Raw genomic sequence first — 24762 nt, 5'->3', positions numbered from 1 at the left:
TTTGCCGGGTTGGTTGAATCAAGCTATGGCGACGATGGTTTTGAGCGGGGCGGATCTGGTGCGGCGACGTGGGCTGCGGCAGATGCGGATGGTGGCGCTGTCCTTGCTGGTGCTGGCAGCGATCATCTATGTCGCGACGCTGCACCACGGCGGCGCCTGGGGATACGTGAACGCGGCGTCCGAGGCGGCGATGGTGGGTGCGCTCGCCGACTGGTTCGCGGTCACCGCGCTGTTCCGGCGGCCGCTCGGGTTGCCGATCCCGCATACCGCGATCGTGCCGACCCGCAAGGACAGCCTGGCCGAGAGTCTCGAGCAGTTCGTGACGGAGAACTTCCTGTCCGAGGCCGTAGTCGCCGAGAAGATGCGGACCGCCGAGGTCGGCCGGCGGGTCGGCGAATGGCTTGCCGCGGGCAACCACGCGGGACGGATCGTCGAGGAAGGCTCGCGGACGATCGGCGCCGCGCTGCCGAAACTCGGTGACGCCGATGTGAAGGCTTTCGTCCAGGGTTCGCTGCTGCCGCGGTTCGCGGAGGAGCCGCTGAGCCCGATCGCCGGGCATTTCCTCAAGTCGGTCGTCGACGACGGGGCCCACCACGCGCTGTTCGACCTGCTGATGGTCGAGGCGTACGACTGGCTTGCGGAGAACCGCGAGACGCTTGGCGAGGTGGTCGGGCCGCGGGCACCTCGTTGGTCGCCCCGCTGGGTCGACGCGATCGTGATCGACCGGATCCACCGCGAGGCGCTCACCTGGCTGGCCGGCGTACGGGACGACCAGCACCATCCCGCCCGCAAGGCCGTCGACCGGCTCCTCGACCAGCTCGCCGACGATCTCCAGCGCGACCCCGAGATGATGGAACGCTTCGAGGCGTTCAAGCGCCGCATGCTGACCCACCCCGACATGGGCACCAGCCTCACTGCCGTCTGGGACGCTGTCCGTACGGCGTTGATCGGTGCGATCTCCGATCCCGACGGACCCCTCCGCACGCGGGGCACCCAGCTCATCAAGGATCTCGGCGTCCGCTTGCAGACCGACGACGACCTCCGCGGCCGGATCGACACCCGCGCCTCAGAAGCCGTCGGCTACGTGATCCGCACCTACGGCACCGAGATCGTCTCGGTCATCTCCGACACCATCGAACGCTGGGACGGCCGCGAAGCCGCCGAACGCATCGAACTCCACGTAGGCCGAGACCTCCAATTCATCCGCATCAACGGCACCGTAGTAGGCGCCCTGGTAGGCCTCCTCATCCACACCCTCACCCAGCTGCTCTGACGGCAGCGAACAGGGCTTGCAAGAGATAGAAAATGTCCTTCTGAGAGGTGGATGCTTTGGAGCTGCGTGAACTGCGGCAGAACGCGAGTGATCTGGTCCGCCGGGCCGAAGCCGGCGAGCACTTCGTGATCAGCGTGTCCGGCAGGCCGGCGGCCGTGCTCGGACCGATCGAGCGCGACTGCTGGCGACCGTACAACGAGGTTGCCAGCCTTCTGAGCGTCCGCTTCGACGACGACTGGGCGGCTGACGGGGATCTCATCAACGATGATCTGCGGGGTCGCCGGGATAGCCGCTGAGCCACCCGCCGCCTGCGTGCCAATGGCGACTGTTGGAAGAAGCTGTGTCCCGATCGACAGGAAATGGGTAGTTGGGCGGTCGGCTGTCACGCTCAGGGAGGTGACGGCCGGACGCAAAGGAGGGACTATCTCCTGTCGATCGGGACGTTGCCTTTGGCAACTGGTGGTGGGGTTAGTTGACGGTCCAGGTGTCGGTGCCGGTGAGTAGGGACTGGAGGTCGCCTTGGCCTTGGGTGTCTTTGGAGGTGGTGACTTGCTGGCGGACCAGGTCGTCGTAGGCGGGGCGTTCTACTGAGCGGAAGACGCCGATGGGGGCTCGGTGCAGGACGCCGGCGTCGGTGAGACGGGACAGTGCGAAGGCGTACGCCGGGTCGTCGGCGTGCGCGTCGTGGACGACCAGGTCGGCCTCGCCGCCGGGCAACGAGGCGACCTCCTTGACCGCAAGGGAGGCGAAGCCATCGCGGACCACGCCGAGGCGGCCGTCGGTGCCGAACCGGATCGGTTCACCGTGGACGAGCGGGATGATCGCGTCGTCGCGGGTGTCGGGGTTCTTGAACGCGTCGAAGGCGTTGTCGTTGAAGATCGGGCAGTTCTGGTAGATCTCCACGATCGCCGTACCGCGGTGGGCGGCTGCTTCCCGTAGTACCGACGTCAGGTGTTTGCGGTCCGAGTCGACCGTGCGCGCCACGAACGTCGCCTCCGCGCCGAGCGCCAGCGAGACCGGGTTGAACGGGTTGTCGACCGACCCCATCGGCGTCGACTTGGTGACCTTGCCGGGCTCCGAGGTGGGGGAGTACTGCCCCTTCGTCAGCCCGTAGATCCGGTTGTTGAACAGCAGGATCTTCAGGTTCACGTTGCGCCGCAGGGTGTGGATCAGGTGGTTGCCACCGATCGACAGCGCGTCGCCGTCACCGGTCACCACCCAGACGCTCAGATCCGGCCGCGCCACCGCGAGCCCGGTCGCGATCGCCGGCGCGCGCCCGTGGATCGAGTGCATCCCATACGTCGACAGGTAGTACGGGAACCGCGACGAGCAACCGATCCCGGACACCATCGCGACGTTCTCGCGCTTGATCCCCAGCTCGGGCAGGAACCCTTGAAAAGCAGCCAGTACGGCGTAATCTCCGCACCCCGGGCACCACCGGACCTCTTGGTCCGACACATACTCCTTGCGATTCTGCGGCCCATCCGCAGTGGGAACGCCGTGCAGACCGGGCAGCCCCAGATCGATCGTGCTCATCGTGCACCTTCCGGGTTCAAGTGGCCGTTCGCCGAGTGGCCGTTTGCCGAGTGGCCGTTGGTGATCGGGTCGTGCAGTGCTTCGCCGTGGGTGACAGCGGCCGCGTCCGCACCGAGATGCCGCGCGTCGTCGTCGATCCCCTCGGTCTCCTCGACCAGGTTGCCGATCACCTCGGCCAGCTCGGCCGCGCCCAGCGGCATCCCGCGCACCTGCGCGTAGGAAACGACGTCGACCAGGTACTTCGCCCGCAGCAGCATCGCGAGCTGCCCGAGGTTCATCTCCGGCACGAGCACCTTGTCGTAGGAGCGCAGGATCTCGCCCAGGTTCGCCGGGAACGGGTTCAGGTGCCGCAGATGCGCCTGCGCGATCTTGCCGCCCACCTTCCGCACCCGGCGGCACGCGGCCCCGATCGGCCCGTACGTCGAACCCCAGCCGAGCACCAGCACCTTCGCCGTACCGTCCGGGTCGTCCACCTCCAGCGCCGGGACGGTGATCCCGTCGATCTTGGCCTGGCGGGTCCGGATCATCAGATCGTGGTTCGCCGGGTCGTAGGAGATGTTGCCGGTCTTGTCCTCCTTCTCGAGCCCGCCGATGCGGTGATCGAGCCCCGCCGTACCGGGCACTGCCCAGGCGCGGGCGAGCGTCTCGGGATCGCGGAGGTATGGAAGGTAGATCGGCTCGCCCTTGTCGTTGGTCGCGTTGGGCTCTGTCGTGAAGTTGGGATCGATCGTCGGCAGGTCGTCGACCACCGGGATCTGCCACGGCTCGGAGCCGTTCGCCAGGTAGCCGTCGGACAGCACCATCACCGGCGTCCGGTAGGTGACCGCGATCCGGATCGCCTCGACCGCGATCGTGAAGCAGTCCGCGGGGGACTGGGCCGCGACCACCGGCAGCGGCGCTTCACCGTTGCGGCCGAACATCACCTGCAACAGATCCGCCTGCTCGGTCTTGGTCGGCATCCCCGTCGACGGACCGGCACGCTGGATGTCACAGACCACCAACGGCAGCTCGAGCATCACGCCGAGACCGATCGTCTCGGACTTCAGGCTGATCCCAGGCCCGGACGACGTCGTCACACCGAGCGCACCACCGAACGATGCGCCGAGCGCCGCACCGACACCGGCGATCTCGTCCTCGGCCTGGATCGTGGTGACATCGAACCGCTTCAGCTTCGACAGCTCATGCAGTACGTCGGACGCCGGGGTGATCGGATACGCGCCGAGCACCAGCGGCATCCCCGCCCGCTGAGCGCCCGCCACCAGGCCGTACGCCAGCGCGAGGTTGCCGGAGATGTTCCGGTACTGCCCGGTCGCCATCCGGGCCGGCTTCACCTCGTACCGGACCGAGAACTCCTCGGCCGTCTCGCCGAAGTTGTAGCCGGCCCGGAAGGCCGCGATGTTCGCGTCCCGGATGTCCGGCTTGCCGGCGAACTTGGTCTCCAGGAACGAGATCGTCGACTCGACCGGACGCTGGAACAACCAGGAGACCAGGCCGAGCGCATACATGTTCTTCGCTCGGGACGCGTCCTTGCGGGTCAGCCCGAACTCCTTGACCGACTCCACCGTCATCCCGGTGAGGTTCAGCGGCACGACGTGGTAGCCGTCCAGCTCGCCGGTCTCCAGCGGATTCTCGTCGTACCCGATCCGCTTCAGGTTCCGCGCGGTGAAGTCGGCGGTGTCGATGATCAGGGTCGAACCACGCGGTACGTCGGCCAGGTTCGCCTTCAGAGCAGCCGGGTTCATCGCGATCAGCACATCGGGCGCATCACCGGGCGTCAGGATGTCGTGGTCGGCGAAGTGCAACTGGAACGACGACACTCCCGGCAGAGTCCCGGCTGGTGCCCGGATCTCGGCTGGGAAGTTCGGCAACGTCGACAGGTCATTGCCGAACGATGCCGTTTCCGCGGTGAACCTGTCCCCCGTGAGCTGCATCCCGTCACCGGAATCACCGGCGAACCGGATCACCACGCGGTCGAGCTGCCTGACCTCGATGGTCACTGTTCTGTTCATCTCCAAGTCGAGCTTGGGCCGGCTGGATCTCTCGTGGAGACAGCCGATCCCCCCGGTCAGGGCGATACCCCCATATTAGTTCGCCCTTAGTACGGAACCATGGCTGAGCCGGTGCCGTCCACAGCCTGGGATCAACCGGTCCCGGCGGGCCCGGCAGTGGTTTCATACCTCCGTACTGCGGGTCGTCGGCCGGCCGGTGTCGTTCACGCAAAGCAGTCGTTCGCTTGCCTTCTGCGATCATTCCGGGCAGGGTTCGACATGTTTCTGTGATCTATCCCGGGATCCACCCGGGCTCGAGGGAGTTTCACCATGGGCCTTCGCCCGTTCGCCGTCGCCCTGTTCGCCGCAGCCCTGCTGACCGCACCCCTGACCGCCTGCGGTGCGACCGCCTTGCCGGCCGAGAGTTCGATCGGGCTGCAGGCCGGCCAGGCCGTCACGCAGGCGGCCGCACCGGCCCGGATCGTGAAGATCGCCAACATCTGGACCAGCGACTACACCAAGGGCGTCATGACGGTCGCCGGGACGCTCACCCCGGCCCCGGCCGCCGGCTCCCGGGTCGCGCTCCAGCGCTGGTCGCCGACGGCCGGCTGGCAGGAGATCGGCCACGCCAGTCCGTCCGGCACGAAGGTGACGATCTCCTCGACCCAGCCCGGTTCGATCAAGAACTACCGGTTGGCGATCGGCCCGCAGGCTCCGTACGCCGCATCCGCGTCCGCGTCGACCGGGTTCAGCCACTACGTCTGGCGAGGCATCTACAAGAAGCCCCTGCTCGCCAGCGGCGGTCTTCGGCACCCGCAGTACAACGTGGTCCCGGTATCGGAGGCACCGCGCCGGGCCGAGGCCGAGCTGCTCGCTGACAAAGGCGGCATCGTCTGGGGCGACGTGAACAGCGCGGGCTGCAGCTGGGTGAAGAACTGGCTCGGCAACCTCACCGACGGCACGGTCCGGGTGTCACTGCTGAACGGCAGCACCGTGCTCGGCACGCTCAACCAGGCCCAGGAGACCGAGGGCTGGCTGAACCGCAAGATCCTCGGCGTCAACCGGCTGCGCCTCCAGGTCGCCGACGTGAAATCCGGCTACGGCCCCCAGGTCGCCACCGACTCCATGCTGCTCTGCACCAACTAGTGGCCTGAGTCGGAGGTTGGTGCACATCTCCGGCGCCCAGGCACGCACCTCGCGGCACTTGACGAGCATCCACGATGCTCCGCATCGAGGACGCTCCTCAAGCACCGCGATGCACGCACCTGAACACCGGAGCTGAAGCACCAACCTCCGACTCAGGCCACTAAACTAAGGCTCGTGTCTGAGGCCTACGGAGTTGTCGTCGCGATCCTCGTACTGGGGCTCGGCGGCCTGATCGGTGCCTTCGCGCTGAACCGCGCCCTCACCATCACGTATCCGACGGCGGAGAAGCTCACGACGTACGAGTCCGGCGTCGACCCGGTCGGCGAGGGCTGGGCGCAGGTCCACATCCGCTACTACCTCTACGCCTACCTGTACGTCATCTTCGCCGTCGACGCCGTCTACCTCTTCCCCTGGGCCGGCGTCTTCGCCGCCATCGGCATCTCGTCCCTGATCGAGATGTTCGTCTTCCTCGCCTTCGTCACCGTCGGCCTGCTCTACGCCTACCGCAAAGGCGTCCTCTCCTGGACCTGACTCTCATCACAGAGAGTCACCTGCGCCCGCAGCTACCGCTGGTTGCCTGGTCACCCTGAGTCATTGCCTCAGACAACAATCAGGAAAGAAGCCTTGTTTTGTTACTGATTGCGATGAAGCCATCGCCAAGTGGTCAAAACGGAGTTAGAGTGACTACTCGGGGACACGGGGCGGATACGGGGTGGTGAGGTATGTCTTGGCAACTCTGGGTATTGATTGCGGCGGTCGTGGCCGCGATGGTGGGCCTGTTCGTGCTGAAGCTCCGGCATGCCCAGGAGGTCTTCGACGAGATCGTCGCCCATCCGGAGACTCCGACGTCTGACGAGGTGGCCCGCCACCGCCTCGCCCGTACGCCGGCGACGCCCACCCGGCAACGCCTCGTCAGCCATCACCCTCACGTCGCCGGCCACCGCCGCCACCGCTAGCCGGACAACCGGCGGCTGGGCAGCCGCTACGGCATCGCCGGGCAGCTATCCCGGTGCCCTGCCTAGGTCAGCAGGCCGTCGCGGCGGGCTACTGCGGCGGCTTCGGTGCGGGAGCGGACGCCGAGCTTGGCCAGGATGTTGGAGACGTGCACGCTGACCGTCTTCTCGCTGATGTAGAGCTCGCGCGCCAGCTGCCGGTTCGTCCGGCCCTCGGCCAGCAGCGCGAGCACCTCGGTCTCCCGCGCGGTCAACGCCGCAGGACCCTCACCCGCCTCCGCCCCACCGGCCTCGGCCAGCAACGGTTTCGCCCCGAGCCGCCGCGCCACCTCGGCCGCGAGCTGCGACTGCTCGTGCGCCTCGGTGATCCGCCCGGCCGCGCGCAACGCTTCCGAGAGATGCACCCGCGACCGCGCCTGCTCGAAGACATACCCGTACCCGAAGGCATCCACCGTCCGCAGCCAGGTCGCGACGTGTTCGTCGGCCGTCGGCTGATCGATCCCCGCCAGCCAGCGCAGCCGTTCCCACTCCGCTTCCAGCCGGGCCAGCCAAGCGATCCCCTCGACCCCGAGCACCCGCCCCGGCGGCAAGCCCTTCTCCGCCGTCGTCTGCCCATCGGCGACCAACTCCGCCCCGCGCGCGACGAGCTCAGCAGCAGCGCTGGGCTCGCTCACCACCCGATGGCTCAACAACTGCAGCCCGAGCGCCGAGAACCGGATCTTCGCCGTGAACCACTCGGTCTGGAACACCTCCGTCAGCAACGTGGACACATCGGCGATCAGCTTCTCCGCCTCGGCAACCTGATCCAGTGCGCGGTACGCGTCCACGGCCGGCTGCAGCCCGATGATCGGCAGCATCACGTCGAGAGTCCACCATTTGCGCAGCCGTTCCAGATCCTCGGCCACCGCGGTATCGCCCCGGCCACCCCGCACGGCCAGGGCAACACCGCGCAGCGACGCCTCCGCCGCGACCGGTGTCATCGTGTCGACCCTGGCGGTCTCCGCTGCCTCGTCCCACTCGCCCAGCATGAACTGCGTGAGCGCCAGCATCCGCCGGGCATCGAATCCGTAAGCAGCCCATTGCCGGCCGAGCTCGCCCGCCCGATGCATCGTGTTCTCGAGCGAGGCCTTGGCGTTGACCAGGTCGCCCTGCTCGTACTGCGTCGAGCCGAGCAGGAAGCGGCTCCGTACTTCGGCCGCCGAGTCGCCGGCCAGTTGTGCCCGCACGGCAGCCTCCTCGAGCTGCTTCGCGGCGACCAGCGGATCGCCGGCCTGGCGCCGGAGCAGGGCCAAGGTGATCTTGGCGTCGCCGGCAGCAGCCTCCTGACCGATCTCCCGGGCGATCTGGATCGCATCGAGCGCCCAGCGCTCCGCCTCCATCGGGCGGCCGAGCTGGTAGCAGACGTTGGCGTACAGCGAGACCACCTGCGCCTTGAAGACGCTCGCCGGCTCGTCGGAAGTCAGCCGCAAGGCTTGCGAGATGGCTTCGTGCGCCTCTTGATCCGAGTCGATGTACAACGCGATCTCTGCCAAGGGCATCAGCAACTCCGCCCGGGTCACCCGCGGCACGTCCGGCGGCAGATCGGCCAGCGCCTTGCGGAGCAGCTTCAGCGCTCGCGGCTGCTGCGCGGACAACGCCGCTGCCCGGGCCGTCTCCACAACGAGCCAGGTCTTGTTGATGCTGGCCTCCGTCGGCGCGGCCGGGAACAGCTCGAGCGCCATCTCGTAGTGCTTCAGCGCCTCCTGCGGCGCCGCGACGGAGATCGCCTCTTGACCCGCCCGCACCCGCGCTTCGAACGCAGTCGCGAGATCGTGGGATCGCGTGGCGTGCCCGGCCAGCTCCGCCGCAGTACCGGCGACTGTCTGGTCTTTGAGAGCTTTCGCGTACGCCGCGTGTTGGCGAACCCGTTCGCCGGGCAGCAGGTCGTCGTACACAGCCTCGGCCAGCAAAGCGTGCCGGAAGTAGTAGCTCGCGTTGCCCGGGTGCTCGATGATGTGCGCGTCGATCAGCTCCCGGAGCGCCGCGTCGAGCTCGCGATCCGGCAGCCCGGCGACAGCGGTCAGCAGCGTGTGCGGCACCCGGCGACCGGCGACCGCGATCACCCGGGCGACCTGGCGGGCGTCGTCGGACAGCGGGTCGAGCCGGACGAGCAGGAGATCGGCCAGATCCGGTGGCACCATGTCGCCGTCGCCCATCGACGCGGCCGCGACGAGCTCCTCGGTGAAGAACGCGTTCCCGCCGGCTCGCTCGAGGATTCGGCGTACCTCCACGTCCGGCAGCGGCTTGGTGGTCAGCTCGTTGAGGAGCGTCAGCGATTCGTCGGCGTCCAGCGGCGCCACGTTGACCCGGCGTACCCGCGGGATCCGCGACCACTCGGCGATCGGGCGGCGGAGTGGGTGGCGACGGTGCAGGTCGTCGCTTCGATACGAGATCACCAGGGCGAGTCGCTGCGAGGTCAGCCGGGTGAGCAGGAAACCGATCAGGTCCCGGGTCGAGTCGTCGGCCCAGTGCGCGTCCTCGATGATCACCAGCAGCGGCTCGCTGGTCGACAACGCGGTGAAGGCGCCGAGGACGGCGTCGAACAAGGCCGCGCGGTCCAGCTGACCTTCCTGCGGTACGGCGGGCGCACCGATCAGCCGGTGCGTGGGCAGCAGCCGGCCGATCGCTGGGAAATTTGTGAGCACGCTCTCGACCAGGTCGGGGCGCTCCCCGGCCAGCCGGCCGAAGATCTCGGTGAACGGCAGATAGGGCAGCCCGGCGTCGCCGAAGTCGGTGCAGTGCCCGACCAGGACACCGAACCCGCGCTCGTGAGCGCCGGTGGCGATCTCGTCGAGCAACCGGGTCTTGCCGACCCCGGCGTCGCCGGACAGCAGGACGGCACCGGCGCGGCGCGTCTTCGCGTCGTCGACGGTACTGAGCAGGGCGGCCATCTCGGTCGAGCGGCCGACGAGAGGTGTCGAGGTCCAGGGCACGTCGTCCATCTTCGCCCCTGGAGCCGACACAATTCGACGGCATCCCGTCCGCGCGCTCTCCGCGGTCGTGACAATTACTGTCCGAACACCCGTGCGCGGGGTTGCGTCACCGGAAATGACACCGTCCCCGACCTTGGCTAGCTGGTCGGGGACGGTGACTCCCGCGGTCATGCGGCGTGCGTGGGTCGCAGGGCCCGGCGAGCGTGCCGGGGAGCGGGCTTCGCAGCCTGCTCCTGGCTCTCGTTCCGGGGAGTGCGCCGGAACTCGCGCTTGGTCCGCTCCTGCCGGTAGGCGGTCTCCGCCTTGATCGAGTAAGTCGTGAAGTTCATGGTGTGTACCTCCCCTCAGACGTTCTTGGTGAACAGGTGGACGAGGTGCCGGCGGGCGGCGTGGCGACGGGCCGTACGCCCGTAGTCACGGCTCAGCCGCTCGCGGCGGTAGCTGACCTCGGCCTTGACGCTGTCGGTGGTGAACATTTCGGTTGCCTCCTGGCTGTTTTCTCGGCCCCTTGCCGATGCCCCTAATCTGCTCGCCTGAGGACCCCCCGCACATCGGACTTCCTCCCTATCCCCACCCCTAGGCACTCACTAGGTACTCGCCGTCCCCCCAATTGCCCGCCTAAGGCCCTCCCCGTACGCCGGGCTGCCCCACAGCTGAGCTGAGGAAAGCGAGGAGCCGACCGACCCGATCGACCTGGTGGTGTGAGGGGTGGGAACGCGGCAGCGCGGCCGGTTCCGGGAGGGGAACTCGGCCGCGCTGGGGTGGATGGGGGTTCGGGGGTGGGCGGGCACTCACATCGCGTGCCGGGCCTGGACCGCCGGGCGGCAGGCCTGCTGCGGCGCGGGCTGCTTGGCGGGCTTGGTCTTGAAGAACCAGAGCGGGCGCTGGAAGTCGCGCTTGATCCGCTCCTGGCGGTAGGCGATCTCCGCCTCGATTGATTGGGGAGAGTAGTACAACATCATGATCTCCTCCGGGAGTTTGTCGATGCCCAGACTCTGCGCGTCTGAGGACGACAGGCACATCCGCACAACTCCCTATCCCCGCACCTACACCCGCGAACGGCTCCCTAGTACGCCCTTAGGAACGCCTCCAACTCGCTCCGAGTCGGCCCAGTAGCCGGCCCGCGCCGCGTCACCGCAAGAGCCGCCGCCGCATTCGCCCACCGCGCCGCCTCCACCGGTTCCTTGCCCTCGGCAATCCCCGCCAGAAACGCCCCCGCATGAGCATCCCCCGCCCCATTCAAATCCACCGCCTCCACCCCAAACCCCGCCACCTCAACCACCCCACCACCCCGTACGCCGAGCACGCACCCATTCGCTCCATCCCGAACCACCACCCCACCCACCGGGGTGACGGCGGCCGGTTGGGGGCGGTTTGCGAGGGTTTCGGCGGCTGCGGTGGGGTCCGTTCGACCGGTGAGGGTAGTTGCTTCGGTGGCGTTGCAGCTGAGCCAGGTGGCGCGGCGGAGGACGGGTTCAAGGGCGGTCGAGGGGATGTCAGCAACTAGCGGGCCTGGGTCGAAGAAGACTGGGATTTCGGGTGGGATGCTTGCTAGCCACGGGATGAGCGCAGCTCGGTTGGAGTCGTGCAGGAGGCTGTAGCCGGAGAGGTAGATGAGGTCGTCGGGTTCGGGGGCAGGTAGGTCCTGAGGGGTGAGGGTGGCTTCGGCGCCTCGGGTGGTGACGAAGGTGCGTTCGCCGGAGGGGTCGACGAGGGTGACGACGAAACCGGTGTCCTGGTCGGGTCTTGGCGGGAGCGAGCACTGGATGCCGGCGGCGAGCAGGGCTGCTCGTGCCTTGTCCGCGAAGGGGCCGGTACCCAGCGGACCGGCGTACAGGGTGGGCAGACCGAGGCGCGAGGCGGCGGCCATGACGTTGAAGCCGCCGCCGGGGGAGGTGGTGCTGCTGGTGGCGATCGTGTCGCCGCCGCGGACCGGGAGGGCGTCGACGGTGAGTACCAGGTCGACGACGACGTTGCCGAGATGGACCAGTCTCATGCGTCCCGGACTTCGAGCAGTCGCGCGGCGAGGCCGTCCAGTCGCAGATTGTTGACTTTGGCAACGGTACGCCGTGCGTCGGGCGGGAACGCGTCGACGCCGTGGCAGGCGCCGGCCACCGCACCGGCGATCGCCGCGATCGTGTCGGTGTCGCCCCCCAACGATGCCGCCAATCGGCAGACGAGCCAGGGGTCGTCCGGGTACGCGGCGAGCACAGCAAACGCAGCCGGCACAGACTCCTGACTGGCAAGACTGGTCCCAACAAGGTCATAAAGCAGCGCAGCCACAACGCCCGGCCGAGGAGAGGTACCGCCAGACGCCGCGTCGTCCAGAGGAGGGCCGCCGGTCGTCGAAGCGCTCGTCCGGAGAGCGCCGGTTGGAGATACGCCGGTCGAGGTGCTGCCGGGTGGGGTCGTGGTGACCAGGGAGGTGGCCCATTGGATTCTGGTGGCGACGTCGGCGCCGGCTACCCAGTGACCGGAAGATGCCGCGTTGGAGGCGGCTTGGATTGCGATGGGGATCGCTTCGAGCACCGTTGCGCCGTCGATGCCGGCGCTGACCGCGGCGGCGACGGCGGCGGCGGCTGAGAGGGCGAGGCCGGTGTTGTGGGTTGCAGCGCTTGCCGCGATCACCCGATCGAGGAGCAATCCCTCAATCTCGAGGGAGGTGGCGATGCCGACTGGGGTGATGCGCATGGCGGCGCCGTTGGTGGTGCCTTGGCGGCCGGATTCGGTGATGTCGGTGCCGGCGAGGAGTTCGTCGATGGCTCGTTTGGTGGAGGGGCCGAGGAGGTCGAGTGAGCCGCGGGCGCGCATCGAGTCCTCCCAGGCGAGGAGTTTCCGCGCCAGCTCGTGACCGTCGATCTTGCCGCCCGAGGAGACGAGCAACTCGCCCAGCAGCACGGCTTGTTCGGTGTCGTCGGTGATCGCCCCCGCCGGCATCCCCGCCGCCAATGGTTGGTCGGAAGGAGCAGGGTGGAACCCGTCGAGCACCTCGCCGTACCGCGAGAAGATAAGGGCCCTAGGCAACGATTGGGTCGGCATCCCGAGCGCGTCACCGATCGCCAAACCGTAAAGGGCTCCGGCGGCACGCGCAGTACGGGTCATCGCTCTGTCCCGCCGTAGTTCAGGCTGAGTTCGAAGTGCTGGGGATCGAGGAGGCTGTCGATCTGTTCCGCGAACCGGTCGTCCGCGGTCCAGCTCGTACGCCGGGTGGAGAGAAACCACGTGCCGACAGGCCGGTCCAGCAACGACGCCTCCTCGGCATCGAGCGGCCGGCCGCGGAGCCGTTGCCGACCGTGATCGAGATGAAACCCGGCCTGGCTGAGAGTCGCCGTGATCGAGCCGTCCACCAGTCCCCGGGAAGGCACGTCGCGGAGTTCGCCAACCGCCGGGATCCGGCTGCGTTCGATCGAGATCGCGGCGCCCCCGACGATCACCCGGAGGCGTTCGATCACCACGAAGTCGGGCGATTCCAGGCCGACCCGGTCGGCGAACGCGGCATCCGGGACGAGCGCGAGCCGTAGTACGCGGAGCTCGGTCTCGACGCCCTGCTGCGCGAGCGCCTGGGTCCAGCCGAGCCGGTCGTCGAGCGGCCGGCCGTCGAAGAGGACGAACGATCCCTTGCCGGTCCGGGTCGTGATCAGCCCGTCCTCGGTCAGTACGGCGAGCGCTGAGCGGACCGTGTTCCGGCTGACCGCGAACCGCTTCGCCAGTTCGATCTCACCGGGCAGCTGATCGCCGTGCCCGACCCGGCCGGACCGGATCTCCCGGGCCAGGATCGACGCGATCCGCTCGTGTTTCAGGTCCGCACCACGAATCACTGGGCCCCCGCGCGGTTCACCAGCTCGTCGACCGTGACGACTTCGAGCATCGGGGCGTAGAGCCGCATGATGTCGAGCGCCTTCTGATGGCTCGCCTCGTCCACACCGGCGCACGCATCCGAGACCACCTGTACGGCGACGCCCGCGTCCACTGCAGCCAGCGCTGTCGTGAGCACGCAGCAATCGGTGGTGACTCCGCTCAACACGAGTCGCCCATCCGCAGCCGAAGCCAACTCAGGTCCCCACTTGCCGAAGGTCGGCTTGTCGAGAGTAGGCGCACCGCGGAACTCGTCGATCAGCTGGTAGGCGTACGAATCGGGCGGCTGGAGCGCGAACGGCCACTGCTCGTAGTACGGGATCCACGAGCCGGTCGGCTCCGATGGGGCGACGAAACGGGTGAAGACGACGTCATCACCGAACAGCTCGACCAGTCGCTGCGTCGGCTTCACCACGCGCTGGAAATCAGGTGTCGCCCAGCCGCTGTCGGGGTCGGCGAAGATCCGTTGCAGGTCGATGATCGCCAGCACCATCAGGCCTTCGCCTCCTGGGCCTGCACACTCCGGTAGCCCGCGGCCAGCTGGACAACGAAGGCGACGACGAGCGCGAACAGTACGCCGAGGTTGGCGAACGCCCAGTTGCCTTGCTTGCCACCGAGGCCGAGCGGGTCGAGCAGGTAACCCTGCCAGGTGAGCCAGTGCGCGCTGGCGTTGGTCACCAGTCCCCACCCGATCGCGGTCGTCACCGCAACCGTTGCCACCGGCAACCAGCGGACGTCGCCGTACCGGCCGGTGCGGTCGAACAGATCGGCCTCGGCGTAATCACGCCGGCGGCTCGCGATGTCGGCGAGCATGATGCCGCACCAGGCCGCGACCGGTACGCCGAGCGTGATCAGGAAGCCGGTGAACTGGCCGAGGAACTCGTCGCCGAAGAACACCACGTAGATCGTGCCGGCGATCATGATGATGCCGTCGACGAAGGCGGCCAGATACCGCGGTACGGGCAGTCCCACCGAGAGCAACGCGAGCCCGGAGGAATAGATGTCCAGGACCGCGCCACCCACCAGGCCGAGCACGGCCACGATCACGAACGGCACCAGGAACCAGGTCGGCAACGCCTCCGCGAGCGCACCGATCGGATCCGCGGCGATCGCGGTCGACAGATCGCTCGAGGAGCCGGCCAGCAGCAGGCCGAAGATCAGCAGGACGATCGGCGCGATCGACGAACCGAACGTGGTCCAGCCGATCACGCCGGAGCTGGACGCGGACCGCGGCAGGTAGCGCGAATAGTCGGCCGCCGCGTTCACCCAGCCGAGGCCGAAACCGGTCATCAGGAAGACCAGCGCGCCGATCACCGCCTGGGTCGAGCCGTTCGGCAGGTCGCTGACCTTGCTCCAGCTGACCTGGTCCGCGACAAGGATGATGTAGACGACAGTCAGTACGCCGGTGACGATCGTGATGACCGTCTGCATCCGCATGATCAGGTCGAACCCGAGTACGCCGCCGCCGACGATCAGCGTGCCGACGACGACCAGTGCGATCACCTTGGTCACCCCGCCGCCGCCCCAGCCGAGCCGCTCGAAGACGGTCGCCGTCGCGAGGGTGGCGAGGATGGTCAGCACGGTCTCCCAGCCGACGGTCAGCAGCCAGGAGATCAGCGACGGCAGTTTGTTGCCCCGTACGCCGAACGCGGCCCGGCTCAGCACCATGGTCGGCGCGGAGCCGCGCTTGCCGGCCAGCGCGATCAGGCCGCAGAGCAGGAACGAGAAGACGATCCCGGCCACACCGGCGATCACCGCTTGCCAGAAGGAAATGCCGAAACCGAGCGCGAAGGCGCCGTAGCTCAGGCCGAGCACCGACACGTTGGCGCCGAACCACGGCCAGAACAGGTGGTTCGGTTTCCCCTTCCGGTCGGCGTCGTCGATGACGTTCAGCCCGTTGAGCTCCACCTGCAAGGGCTTGACCTCGCCCGGCTGCACCTGCACCTGATCGGCCATCTGTTGTCTCCCAGCCCGCGGACTGAACCTGTTCAGTCCTGTTCAATCAAGCTACGACCGCGCGCTGCCTTGGTCAAGGCAGTGGACTTGACCTAGACCTTCCTCTAGCACCTAGCGTCGGGTCCCTGACCTGAGGAGATTGCTGTGAAGAGGTCTCCGAAGACGCCTCCCGCCAGTGTCAGCTTCTGGAAATGATCGGCTGAGGTTGGTCAGGGGGTGCAGCCGGCGTACTGCTCCAGGCGTTTCTCGGCCGCAAGGGTGGTCTTGCGGAGGATCGGCTCGATGACCTTGGCCGGTGGATGCCCGGGCTTCAGATGCGCGGCTGACGCGGACACCGCCTGGACGACGAGGAGGAGGTCCTTCCGCACATCGGCCGGGGCAGTCCGGAGGAGCTGTCGACCCAGGTCCACTGCGATGCCGGAGACGCGTTTCAGCTCTGCGAGCGGCACCGGTTCACCCCTCCCGAGAGCCGTCGTCACGGCGTCGGCGCTGTACTTCACCACGGCGTAGTCCAGCGTGACGAGATCCTGACAGAACGCCTTCGGTGCCTTGGACTGGCTCGGCGTGGTCGCCGGGGTGGTCGGGGTGGTCGAGGCGGTCGGTGTCGAGGTGGGTGGCTTCGAGTCGGCGGTGGGCGACGAGCCGCCACAACCGGTGAGGAGGACACCGGCGACCAGGATGCTGGTAAGCAGGGCACACCGCGGGGCTTGGGTCATGCTGGTGATTGTTGAGGCCTGGCGGTTCCAGTGGCGGCGGATGTCATCGAGAGGACAAAGATGCCGATCAGCGCGGCGGTGGACGGGTTCCAGCTGGCTTACGACCGGGAGGGTGAAGGTCCGGCCGTGGTGTTGTTGCATGGGTGGCCGGGGGATCGGACGGACTACCGGTTGCTGGTGCCGTTGCTGGTGGAGCAGGGGTATGAGGTCGTCGTACCGGATCTGCGGGGGTTCGGGGAATCCGACAAGCATGCGGTCGACCCGGCTTCGCAGTACGGGGTGGCTGGTCAGGCGCGGAGCGTGCTCGGGCTGATCGAGGAGTTGGAGCTGGATCGGCCGGTGCTGGCTGGGTACGACATCGGCAGCCGGATTGCGCAGGGGATCGCTCGCAGCAGGCCGGAATTGGTGGACGGGCTGGTGGTTGCGCCGCCGCTGCCGGGGATCGGGAAGCGGGTGTTCTCGGAGCAGGCGCAGGCGGAGTTCTGGTACCAGGCGTTTCACAAGTTGCCGGTGATCGAGCAGCTCGTCGATGGGAAGCCTGACGCAGTACGTGCCTATCTCGAACATTTCTGGACGCACTGGTCAGGCCCGGGCTTCATCGCGGAGCTGGATCATCTGGTCGAGGTCTACTCGGCGCCTGGTGCGTTCACCGCGTCGATCAACTGGTACCGCGCGGGTGCGGGGGCCGTCGCGACGTCGGCGGCCGAGACGGCACCGGCGATCTACGACCGGATCGGCGTACCGACCGTCGTGTTGTGGCCCGAGTTCGATCCGCTCTTCCCGCGGGCCTGGTCGGATCGGCTGGACGACTTCTTCAGCGACGTGCGGCTGCGGCGGGTCGACGGGGCCGGACACTTCGCGCCGCTGGAATACCCGGAGATCCTCGCGGAGGAGATTGTCGGACTAGGCTGAGCGTCATGCCTGACAGTCCCGTCCACCTGCCGACACCGACCGTGCGGCCGGTCGCCGGCGCGCTGGCGAAGCTGGCACCCGAGCCGGTCCGGTACCTGCTCAACTGGGGCCGCAAGTACTCGCTCTGGGTCTTCAACTTCGGGCTCGCCTGCTGCGCGATCGAGTTCATCGCGGCGTCGATGGGGCGGCACGACTTCATCCGGCTCGGCGTGATCCCGTTCGCGCCCGGGCCGCGGCAGGCCGATCTGATGGTCGTCTCGGGCACGGTGACGGACAAGATGGCGCCGGCGATCAAGCGGCTCTACGACCAGATGCCGGAGCCGAAGTACGTGATCTCGTTCGGCTCCTGCTCGAACTCGGGCGGACCGTACTGGGACTCGTACTGCGTGACGAAGGGCGTCGACCAGATCATCCCGGTCGACGTCTACGTACCGGGTTGCCCGCCGCGCCCGGAGGCGTTACTCCAGGGCATCCTCAAGCTCCAGGAAAAGATCGCCACCGAAAACGTCACCACCCGCTACGAACCGTCCACTGCAGCCCTCACCCGAGAGTTGGTGCTCCCACCCCCTGCGGCGTCGTCGGGGGAGCCTGGTGTTGGGGTGGTGGAGTGAGCGAGGAGGTGCTGGCTGCGCTGGGGGCGGCGGGGATCGAGGTGACGGTTCCGGACAGCTTCGGCCCGGCGACGTACGACGTACCGGCTGCTGCCTGGGTCACCGCGCACGAGATCCTGCGCGACGAAGTGGGGCTGACCTTCTTCGACTTCCTCACCGCCAGCGACGAACTCAACGACGGCTTCCGCATTGTCACCCACCTCGCCGACTTCTGGGGCGGCTCGCACGTCGATCACCTGATGGTCCGCACGCTGATCCCGCGCGCAACGCCTTCCCTGCCGACGCTTTCCAGCCTGTACGCCGGCGCGAACTGGCATGAGCGCGAGACCTCCGAGATGTTCGGCATCACCTTCGACGGCCACCCGAACCTCATCCCGCTCCTCCTCCCCGACGGCTTCGAAGGCAACCCCCTCCGCAAGGAGTTCGTCCTGGCGTCCCGCGTAGCCAAGCCCTGGCCCGGCGCCAAAGAACCCGGCGAATCCGACCACGCCCCCGCTGCCAAGGCAGGCGCCCCCAGCCGCCGCCGCACCCTCCCACCTGGCGTCCCCGACCCCGAAGCCTGGGGCCCTCGCCCACCCGACTCCCCAACCCCAGACCCGCTGGCCCCCGCCCTGACCGCCGCCACCCCCGCCCGCCCCCGCCGAGCCGCCGGCGAACGCCGACCCCGCCCCACAACCCCCTCCGGCGCCATCCCCGCAACCGGCGCCACGTCCACACCCGACTCCGGCGCCACCCCCGCAACTGACGCCAGTACGTCAGCCGCGGCACCCCCAGCCGAGCCCAGTGCTGGGTCCGCCACACCCCCAGCCGACGCAAGCCCCCCGCCTGCCGCGGAGCAAGACAACGCGAAGCAAGACAACGCGAAGCAAGACAACGCGAAGCAAGACAACTCCGGTACGTCGGCCCCCGCGGACCCTCCCGCGACACCCGGCACCCCCGATACCTGACCGGGATCCCGCTCAAAACCGCCCATCGTCCGGTAAATCCTCGGACACCCAACTGAGCCCTCGGCCATGTCATTCCGTGTCCAAACCCCCAACACGGTGTCCCAGCCCTCCGGTGCACACCCGAGCGATGCACAAGCGGTCATCCCCAGGCATCGTTCCTGACGCCTGGATCAGCAAGATCCGCGAGCAGGCGCGACAGCCGCGCGAGGTCAGCGGCCTCGACGCGTCCGTCGTCCCGCGCTGCTTCCTGGCTCAGTAGGCGTCGGACGTATTCACCCCGCGAAAGCCCGAGACGACTCGCATGCCGATCGATGGCCGCGAGCACGTCGTCCGGAAGGTCGCTCACCAGAACGTCCGCCATGGCAGCCTCCAGCATCCCGAAATCGACTGATGGGCCTCCTACCTACCGCGTTCGCATTGGTCAGTTGCGGAACTTGTCGGCGTGTTCTTCGGCCCATTCGCTGTAGGTGAGGGCGCGGCGGTGGAGTAAGGCGGGGATGGTGGTGGTTACTGGTTCGGGGTTGTCGACCAGGGAAGCCCAGTAGGTGACTGAGCTCTCGGCTAGGAGTGGGTCGGCGCCTTGGTCCAGCATTTGCTGGCGGGCTTGGGTGGGGGTTAGTTCTTCGATCTGGATCGGTTTGCCGAGGGCTTTGCTCAGAATGGCGATCTGTTCGGTTTGGGTGAGGGTTTCGGGGCCGGTGAGGGTGTACTTCTGGCCGATGTGTTTGTCGTCCAGCAAGGCGAGGACGGCGACGGCCGCGATGTCGCGTTCGTGGATGAGCGACCGCCCGGCCTCCGGCGAAGACACCCGTACGACGTCTCCGCGGCGGACGTCGTCGGCCCAGTTGAGCGTGTTCGCCGCGAACCCGCCGGGCCGGAGGAAGGTCCAGTCGGAGCCGATCAGCAGGTCCTCGATCTCACCCCAGACCCCGTTCGCGGCCGGTGGAAGATCGTCGCGCACCCCCATCGAGGACAGATAGACCACCCGCGGCACCTGCTCGGTCAACGCCGCGACAACCGGTTGCGCACCGGCGGCGCTGAACGACGGCCACAACAGGAACGCGGCGTCCATACCAGCCGCAGCACGCTCGACCGTCGGCTCGTCATAGATGTCGCCCTGGACAAACTCGATACCCGAGGGAAGCGCAGCCGGATCGCGCACCAGCGCGCGCACCGTCGTACCGGCTTCCAGCAGGCCCTGTACGACGTGGCGCCCGACGCGCCCGGTCGCTCCGGTGACAAGGATCGTGGTCATTCAAAACTCCTGACGAACGGTTGTTTCGCACCACCCTCCGACCTCAACAACACTTCAGGTCAAGTGGGACTCGATAGGCTGCGCTCATGCTCGAGTTCTTGGTGCGGGTCGTCGGGGTGCTGGTGGCGTTCCTGGTGACCCCGTTGCTGGTCGGCCAGGCCGAGCACAAGGTGATGGCGCACATGCAGTCGCGGCTCGGGCCGATGTACGCCGGAGCGTTCCACGGCTGGGCGCAGCTCGTTGCCGACGGGGTGAAGTTCGTCCAGAAGGAGAGCGTCACTCCCGCCGCCGCAGACAAGCGCGTCTTCGAATGGGCACCGATCGTCGCGATCCTGCCGTACATGGCCGCAATGGCCGCGATCCCGATCGCCCCCGGCGTCGTCGGCGCCGATCTCGACTCCGGAGTGTTCTTCGTCCTCGCGGTGATGTCCGTCGGCGTGCTCGGTTCGCTGATGGCGGGCTGGGCGAGCGGCAACAAGTACAGCTTGCTCGGCGGTCTCCGTGTCGCCGCCCAGCTGATGAGTTACGAGCTGCCGTTCGTGCTCTCGGCCGCGAGCGTCGCCGTCGCCGCGGGCACCCTGAGCCTGAGCGGGATCGTCCACCAGTGGAACCCGTGGTGGTTGCTCTGGCAGCTCCCGGGCCTGGTCGTCTTCTTCATCGCAGGCCTCGCCGAATTGCAGCGCCCGCCGTTCGACATGCCGGTGGCCGACTCCGAGGTGATCTTCGGTCCCTACACGGAGTACACGGGTCTTCGTTTTGCGATGTTCCTGCTCGCCGAGTACGCCGGAATCGTGGTGCTGGCCGGCCTGACCACCGTGCTGTTCCTCGGTGGGTGGAGCGGTCCAGGCCCGGACAGCATCGGCTGGATCTGGACCGTCCTCAAGGTCGCGGTCGTCTCTCTCCTCGTCATCTGGGTCCGCGTCGCCTTCCCCCGGATGCGCGCCGACCAGCTGCAGAAACTAGCCTGGCAAGGCCTCGTCCCGCTCTCCCTCCTCCAGCTGGCCCTCACCGGAATCGGCGTCGCGATCTTCTACTGATCAGGCCGGTACTACGGTGTCGCGAGCGCCTCGGTCGGCGAGAGCCGCGACGCCCGGATCGCCGGATAGAGCCCGGCCAGACCGCCGATCGCCAATGTCGACGCGAACCCACCGAGCAACGCCCAGACCGGTATCACCGTCAACCAGTCCTGGTACGCCGCGTAGCCGGCCGTCACGCCACTTCCGAGCACGGCTCCACCGGCACCACCCAACGCGGACAGCAGCAGCGACTCGGTCAGGAACTGCATCCGCACCTGCCCGCGAGTGGCGCCCAGCGACCGCCGCAGCCCGATCTCGGCCCGGCGTTCGAGCACCGAGATCACCATGATGTTGGCGACGCCGACCCCGCCGACGAGCAGGGCGACCGCGCCCAGCCCGAGCAGCAACCCGGTGAACGCCGCACCGGCCGCCTGCTTGGCCGCGAGCGCGTCGGACGGCCGGGAGACCTCGACCTCGTTCGGTGCCTCGGGGTTCGCGGTGGCGCCGAGCACGTCGCGGACCGCTTCGACCTGCGCGTCGCGCGACCGGGTGTAGATCCGGGTCGGGTGACCGTCGAACCCGAGGGTGGTGCCGGCTGCGGGCCAGCCGATCAGCGCGGCGCTGTCGAGTTCGGGCGCGAGCGCGGCCGGTGCGAGGATGCCGATCACCGTGAACCACCGGTTGCCGATCAGGATCTTGGTCTCCGGGCCGGACCGGCTGATCCCGAGCCGTTCGGCCGCCGCGGAGCCGAGCACGGTCGCCGGATACGACCCGGTCGCGGCATCGAGCCAGCGGCCGCTCCGGATCGTCCCACCGATCGTGGCGAGCAGGTCGGCGCGCGCGGCGTACGGGACGATGCCGTTGGTCTCGACCGTGGGGATCTTGTCGGTGCGATACACATTGGTGTCGTCGACCCGGCCGATCGCGGACAGGGCCTGGACCGGGCCGATCCGGCGCACCATCGACTCGGCGGCGAGCGGCAACTCGGCCTGCCCGCCGGTGAGCGTCGTACCGGGTGTGACGGTGAGCAGATTGGTGCCCAGAGCATCGAGCGTCTCGTTCAGCTCTGCCTGCGAGGACGAGGAGATCCCGACAACGGAGACCATCGCCCCGATCCCGATCGCGATCCCCAGCGCCGACAAGAACGCCCGCAACGGGCGCGTCCGCAATCCCACCGCACCCACTCGCAGCACGTCCCCCGGCCAGAGCCGGGACGGCTGCAACTCAGCCGCCGGCCCCTGCCGAGCCGGGTGAGGTTCCGTACGCCCGTTCCCCCCGGCCCGAGTGCTTGCTTCGGTGCTCATCGTGAGGCCTCCGGGAGCAGGCGACCGTCGCGCATCGGGAGTTGGCGGGGGAGGGAGGCGGCGATGTCGCGGTCGTGGGTGATGATGACGACCGTCGTACCGGCCGCGTTCAGGTCGCGGAGCAGTTGCATCACACCGGCTCCGGAGACCGAGTCGAGCGCTCCGGTCGGTTCGTCCGCGAGGAGCACCGCCGGATCGCCCGCTACCGCGCGAGCGACGGCGACCCGCTGCCGCTCCCCACCGGAGAGTTCGTGGGGCTCGTGGTGCAGGCGATGCCCGAGCCCGACCCGTTCCAGCGCAGCCTCGGCCCGGCGACGGCGTTCGGCCCGGCGCAGACCGGAGTACAGCAAGCCGTCTGCCACATTGTCGACAGCCCGTACGCCGGACGCGAGATGGAACTGCTGGAAGACGAATCCGATCCGGCCGGCCCGCAACGCGGACAGACCGGAATCGGACAGCCGCGCCACGTCGTACTGGTCGATCCGGACCCGCCCGCTGGTCGGCCGGTCGAGGGTGCCGAGCACGTTCAGCATCGTCGACTTGCCGGATCCGGACGGGCCGACGATCGCCACCAGTTCGCCCGCCTCGATCCGCAGCGACACTCCGGCCAGCGCGTTGACCCCGCCCGGATACACCTTCGTCACGTCGGTCAGCTCGATCACTTCGGGACCCCCACGCTCAGCCCGGCCGTGATCCCGGCGCCATTGATCTCGACCCGCCCGTTCGCGAACATCCCGGTCTTCACCGGCACGTACTGCGAACTGCCGTCGCGTACGACCTCGACGCCGAAACCACCCTCCTGCAAGGCGACCAGCGCCGCGACCGGCACGGTCAGCACGTTCTTCCGCTCCGCCGCCGTGAACGCGACATCGACCGAGGCCGGTGCCGCCGCCTTCTGGTTGCTTAGCGCAACAATCACCTCGAACTTGGTCTCCGGATCCTTGTCCTGCGACGCGGCCGGCACGATCTTCGTCGACACCTCGCTGATCCGTCCTGCCACCGTGCTGTTGTCGGGCAGCGTGACCTCGACCCGGGCGTTCACCTTGGCCAAGCGTTGATCGGCCGCGTCGAGTTCTACCGTCACCGCCTTGGTCGTCCCGGTGTAGGTCAGCACGGTTTGGCCCGGCGCGGTCGGCGAACCTTGCTGAGCAGAGAGACTGTCTATTCGGATCGGTCCTGCGGTGACGACCACCTGGCCCAGTTCGACGACACCTGTCTCGTCCAGGCCGCGGTCCTCCTGCCACTCCTCGACCGCGTCGGCGGTGGCGGACGTGTACTCGTCGTCGACCGTGAACCCGGTGTAGCCCAGTGCCTTGAGGTTCTGCTCGAGCTGCAGGACATCCGGTCCCTCGCTGTCGACAGAGAGCCTCCGGTAAGCCGGCAAAGCGCCGTACATGATGCTGGTCGGCTTGTTGTTCACCCTGTAAAGCGTCTGGCCGCGACTGAGCGTCTGCCCGGTGTCCGGCAGCCAGGTGACCGTGCCGGGGCTGCGACTCGCTGCTGTTGTTGTAGTGCCGTAGCCGAGCTCACCGTCGACCGTTTCGGTATCGGTGAGCGTCTGCCGATTCACCTTGGCGGTGTTCGGCGGTAGACCGGGGGAAGCCTTGTCGGCGGCCTGGCTGCTGTCGGTCCGGCTGAGCAGAACAGCAGTCAGTACGCCACCCGCTGCGAGCAGGGCTACGACCACCAAGGCCCGCCGCATCACTTGCCTGCCAGGATGGGCTGGCAGGCCTGCTGCGCCTTCTGGAAGTCCGGGTCGTCGCCGACTGTCTTGTCAATCATCACTCCGCGCTGACCGGGCTTCGGGTCCGGGAACTTCTCGACGCCGTTCTTCCGCATGCACTCGGCGAACTTCCGCCCGTTCTCCTCCGCCTGCGGATTCGCGTTGTTCGTCCCGTCGGCCTGCGGGTCGAACTGCTTGCAGGCCTCCATCGCCTTGTCGACGTCCTCCTTGCTCAGCCCGCTGCTCGGGTCCATCTTGAGCTGGATCCCCTTGCCTGGTTCGGGATCCTTCACGTCGAGACCGTGCTCCCGCAGGCACTGGGCGAACTTGATACCCATCTCATCCCGGCTGAGGCTCGCTGGAGCACTGCTGGAGCCGGTAGACGGCTGCGCACCGGTGCCCGAGGCCACCTGACTACCGTCGTCCGAGGATCCACACCCGGTCAGGACCAAGGCTGCGAGGGCCACTGCGGCACCGAGAATCTGTCGCTTCACGTCGTCTCCTTCGAGGTTTGCTGAGGTGACCCAGCCAAGGCCCGGGGGTGTTTCCCGGGTGTTTTCGTCCGCGGTAACGAGGGGGAAACACCGCGGTCGTGGATC

At 68.0% G+C, this 24762-nt stretch carries 27 protein-coding genes; 9 read left to right on the top strand and 18 right to left on the bottom strand.

Annotation, left to right across the window (positions count from 1 at the left end; translation table 11 throughout):
- The first annotated feature begins 25 nt into the window (after window positions 1-25).
- A complete protein-coding gene (locus tag ABZ004_RS03450) occupies window positions 26-1273 on the top strand; it encodes a DUF445 domain-containing protein (RefSeq protein WP_355678148.1) in 1248 nt (415 codons plus the stop codon).
- A 47-nt stretch (window positions 1274-1320) separates the two neighbouring features.
- Window positions 1321-1569, top strand: coding sequence for a type II toxin-antitoxin system prevent-host-death family antitoxin (locus tag ABZ004_RS03445; RefSeq protein ID WP_355678147.1), 249 nt, complete (start codon window positions 1321-1323; stop codon window positions 1567-1569).
- A gap of 172 nt (window positions 1570-1741) precedes the next feature.
- Here ABZ004_RS03445 and ABZ004_RS03440 read toward each other — a convergent pair whose 3' ends face one another.
- Together ABZ004_RS03440 and ABZ004_RS03435 are read right to left on the bottom strand one after the other, a co-directional pair.
- Window positions 1742-2809, bottom strand: a complete 1068-nt coding sequence (locus ABZ004_RS03440; protein WP_355678146.1) for a 2-oxoacid:ferredoxin oxidoreductase subunit beta — start codon at window positions 2807-2809, stop codon at window positions 1742-1744.
- On the bottom strand, window positions 2806-4818 hold the full coding sequence (locus tag ABZ004_RS03435) for a 2-oxoacid:acceptor oxidoreductase subunit alpha (RefSeq protein WP_355678145.1): 2013 nt from the start codon (window positions 4816-4818) through the stop codon (window positions 2806-2808). The genes ABZ004_RS03440 and ABZ004_RS03435 overlap by 4 nt, the downstream gene beginning before the upstream one ends.
- 309 nt (window positions 4819-5127) lie before the next feature.
- On the opposite strand from ABZ004_RS03435, the gene ABZ004_RS03430 reads away from it, so the two are divergent.
- The 3 genes from ABZ004_RS03430 (at window position 5128) to ABZ004_RS03420 (ending at window position 6899) form a co-directional block, all read left to right on the top strand.
- A complete protein-coding gene (locus tag ABZ004_RS03430) occupies window positions 5128-5943 on the top strand; it encodes a hypothetical protein (RefSeq protein ID WP_355678144.1) in 816 nt (271 codons plus the stop codon).
- Window positions 5944-6117: 174 nt separating this feature from the next.
- A complete protein-coding gene (locus ABZ004_RS03425; protein ID WP_355678143.1) occupies window positions 6118-6474 on the top strand; it encodes an NADH-quinone oxidoreductase subunit A in 357 nt (118 codons plus the stop codon).
- A 191-nt stretch (window positions 6475-6665) separates the two neighbouring features.
- Entirely contained in the window at window positions 6666-6899 is a 234-nt protein-coding gene (locus tag ABZ004_RS03420; protein ID WP_355678142.1) for a hypothetical protein, read from the top strand.
- 62 nt (window positions 6900-6961) lie between these two features.
- Here the strand turns inward: ABZ004_RS03420 and ABZ004_RS03415 are convergent, their stop codons facing one another.
- From ABZ004_RS03415 to ABZ004_RS03370, 10 genes are all read right to left on the bottom strand, one after another.
- The gene (locus ABZ004_RS03415) at window positions 6962-9877 is read right to left on the bottom strand and encodes an AAA family ATPase (protein ID WP_355678141.1); all 2916 of its coding nucleotides are present in this window, start codon (window positions 9875-9877) and stop codon (window positions 6962-6964) included.
- Window positions 9878-10035: 158 nt separating this feature from the next.
- A complete protein-coding gene (locus ABZ004_RS03410) occupies window positions 10036-10197 on the bottom strand; it encodes a hypothetical protein (protein WP_355678140.1) in 162 nt (53 codons plus the stop codon).
- 15 nt (window positions 10198-10212) lie between these two features.
- Complete coding sequence (locus tag ABZ004_RS03405) at window positions 10213-10344, bottom strand: hypothetical protein (protein WP_355678139.1); 132 nt, start codon at window positions 10342-10344, stop codon at window positions 10213-10215.
- Between the two features lie 315 nt (window positions 10345-10659).
- Window positions 10660-10890, bottom strand: coding sequence for a hypothetical protein (locus ABZ004_RS03400; protein ID WP_355678138.1), 231 nt, complete (start codon window positions 10888-10890; stop codon window positions 10660-10662).
- A 44-nt stretch (window positions 10891-10934) separates the two neighbouring features.
- Window positions 10935-11864: a PfkB family carbohydrate kinase gene (locus tag ABZ004_RS03395; protein ID WP_355678137.1), complete on the bottom strand. Its 930-nt coding sequence runs from the start codon at window positions 11862-11864 to the stop codon at window positions 10935-10937.
- The gene (locus ABZ004_RS03390) at window positions 11861-12970 is read right to left on the bottom strand and encodes an ADP-ribosylglycohydrolase family protein (RefSeq protein ID WP_355678136.1); all 1110 of its coding nucleotides are present in this window, start codon (window positions 12968-12970) and stop codon (window positions 11861-11863) included. Before ABZ004_RS03390 ends, ABZ004_RS03395 begins: the two co-directional genes overlap by 4 nt.
- Window positions 12967-13686, bottom strand: a complete 720-nt coding sequence (locus ABZ004_RS03385; protein ID WP_355678135.1) for a GntR family transcriptional regulator — start codon at window positions 13684-13686, stop codon at window positions 12967-12969. Before ABZ004_RS03385 ends, ABZ004_RS03390 begins: the two co-directional genes overlap by 4 nt.
- Window positions 13683-14216 (bottom strand): cysteine hydrolase, encoded by a 534-nt coding sequence (locus tag ABZ004_RS03380; RefSeq protein WP_355678134.1) that lies wholly within the window; start codon window positions 14214-14216, stop codon window positions 13683-13685. Before ABZ004_RS03380 ends, ABZ004_RS03385 begins: the two co-directional genes overlap by 4 nt.
- Entirely contained in the window at window positions 14216-15679 is a 1464-nt protein-coding gene (locus tag ABZ004_RS03375) for a cytosine permease (RefSeq protein WP_355678133.1), read from the bottom strand. The genes ABZ004_RS03380 and ABZ004_RS03375 overlap by 1 nt, the downstream gene beginning before the upstream one ends.
- A 209-nt stretch (window positions 15680-15888) precedes the next feature.
- Complete coding sequence (locus ABZ004_RS03370; RefSeq protein WP_355678132.1) at window positions 15889-16395, bottom strand: hypothetical protein; 507 nt, start codon at window positions 16393-16395, stop codon at window positions 15889-15891.
- 60 nt (window positions 16396-16455) lie between these two features.
- Between ABZ004_RS03370 and ABZ004_RS03365 the strand changes: the two genes are divergently transcribed.
- The 3 genes from ABZ004_RS03365 to ABZ004_RS03355 are packed head-to-tail and all read left to right on the top strand — an operon-like array spanning window position 16456 to window position 18865.
- Window positions 16456-17307: an alpha/beta hydrolase gene (locus ABZ004_RS03365; protein ID WP_355678131.1), complete on the top strand. Its 852-nt coding sequence runs from the start codon at window positions 16456-16458 to the stop codon at window positions 17305-17307.
- A 5-nt stretch (window positions 17308-17312) separates the two neighbouring features.
- The gene (locus ABZ004_RS03360) at window positions 17313-17918 is read left to right on the top strand and encodes an NADH-quinone oxidoreductase subunit B family protein (RefSeq protein ID WP_355678130.1); all 606 of its coding nucleotides are present in this window, start codon (window positions 17313-17315) and stop codon (window positions 17916-17918) included.
- The gene (locus tag ABZ004_RS03355; protein ID WP_355678129.1) at window positions 17915-18865 is read left to right on the top strand and encodes an NADH-quinone oxidoreductase subunit C; all 951 of its coding nucleotides are present in this window, start codon (window positions 17915-17917) and stop codon (window positions 18863-18865) included. The genes ABZ004_RS03360 and ABZ004_RS03355 overlap by 4 nt, the downstream gene beginning before the upstream one ends.
- Window positions 18866-19004: 139 nt before the next feature.
- Here the strand turns inward: ABZ004_RS03355 and ABZ004_RS03350 are convergent, their stop codons facing one another.
- Window positions 19005-19226, bottom strand: a complete 222-nt coding sequence (locus ABZ004_RS03350; protein ID WP_355678128.1) for a ribbon-helix-helix protein, CopG family — start codon at window positions 19224-19226, stop codon at window positions 19005-19007.
- 60 nt (window positions 19227-19286) lie between these two features.
- Window positions 19287-20120: an NAD(P)H-binding protein gene (locus ABZ004_RS03345; protein WP_355678127.1), complete on the bottom strand. Its 834-nt coding sequence runs from the start codon at window positions 20118-20120 to the stop codon at window positions 19287-19289.
- A gap of 86 nt (window positions 20121-20206) precedes the next feature.
- Between ABZ004_RS03345 and ABZ004_RS03340 the strand changes: the two genes are divergently transcribed.
- Window positions 20207-21157 carry a complex I subunit 1 family protein gene (locus ABZ004_RS03340; RefSeq protein WP_355678126.1) on the top strand — a complete coding sequence of 317 codons (951 nt, stop codon included), beginning with the start codon at window positions 20207-20209 and terminating at the stop codon, window positions 21155-21157.
- 11 nt (window positions 21158-21168) lie between these two features.
- Here ABZ004_RS03340 and ABZ004_RS03335 read toward each other — a convergent pair whose 3' ends face one another.
- The 4 genes from ABZ004_RS03335 to ABZ004_RS03320 all read right to left on the bottom strand — a co-directional run bounded on the left by ABZ004_RS03335 (window position 21169) and on the right by ABZ004_RS03320 (window position 24657).
- Window positions 21169-22242 (bottom strand): ABC transporter permease, encoded by a 1074-nt coding sequence (locus tag ABZ004_RS03335; protein WP_355678305.1) that lies wholly within the window; start codon window positions 22240-22242, stop codon window positions 21169-21171.
- Window positions 22243-22436: 194 nt separating this feature from the next.
- Window positions 22437-23102 (bottom strand): ABC transporter ATP-binding protein, encoded by a 666-nt coding sequence (locus ABZ004_RS03330; protein WP_355678125.1) that lies wholly within the window; start codon window positions 23100-23102, stop codon window positions 22437-22439.
- Entirely contained in the window at window positions 23099-24142 is a 1044-nt protein-coding gene (locus ABZ004_RS03325) for a peptidoglycan-binding protein (RefSeq protein WP_355678124.1), read from the bottom strand. Before ABZ004_RS03325 ends, ABZ004_RS03330 begins: the two co-directional genes overlap by 4 nt.
- The gene (locus ABZ004_RS03320; RefSeq protein ID WP_355678123.1) at window positions 24142-24657 is read right to left on the bottom strand and encodes a hypothetical protein; all 516 of its coding nucleotides are present in this window, start codon (window positions 24655-24657) and stop codon (window positions 24142-24144) included. The genes ABZ004_RS03325 and ABZ004_RS03320 overlap by 1 nt, the downstream gene beginning before the upstream one ends.
- Window positions 24658-24762 lie beyond the last annotated feature (105 nt).

This window comes from Kribbella sp. NPDC006257 (assembly GCF_040613535.1).
Lineage (GTDB): Bacteria > Actinomycetota > Actinomycetes > Propionibacteriales > Kribbellaceae > Kribbella.
Note: the sequence above shows the minus strand (reverse complement) of the source record. Positions and strands in the feature narration are given on the sequence as shown.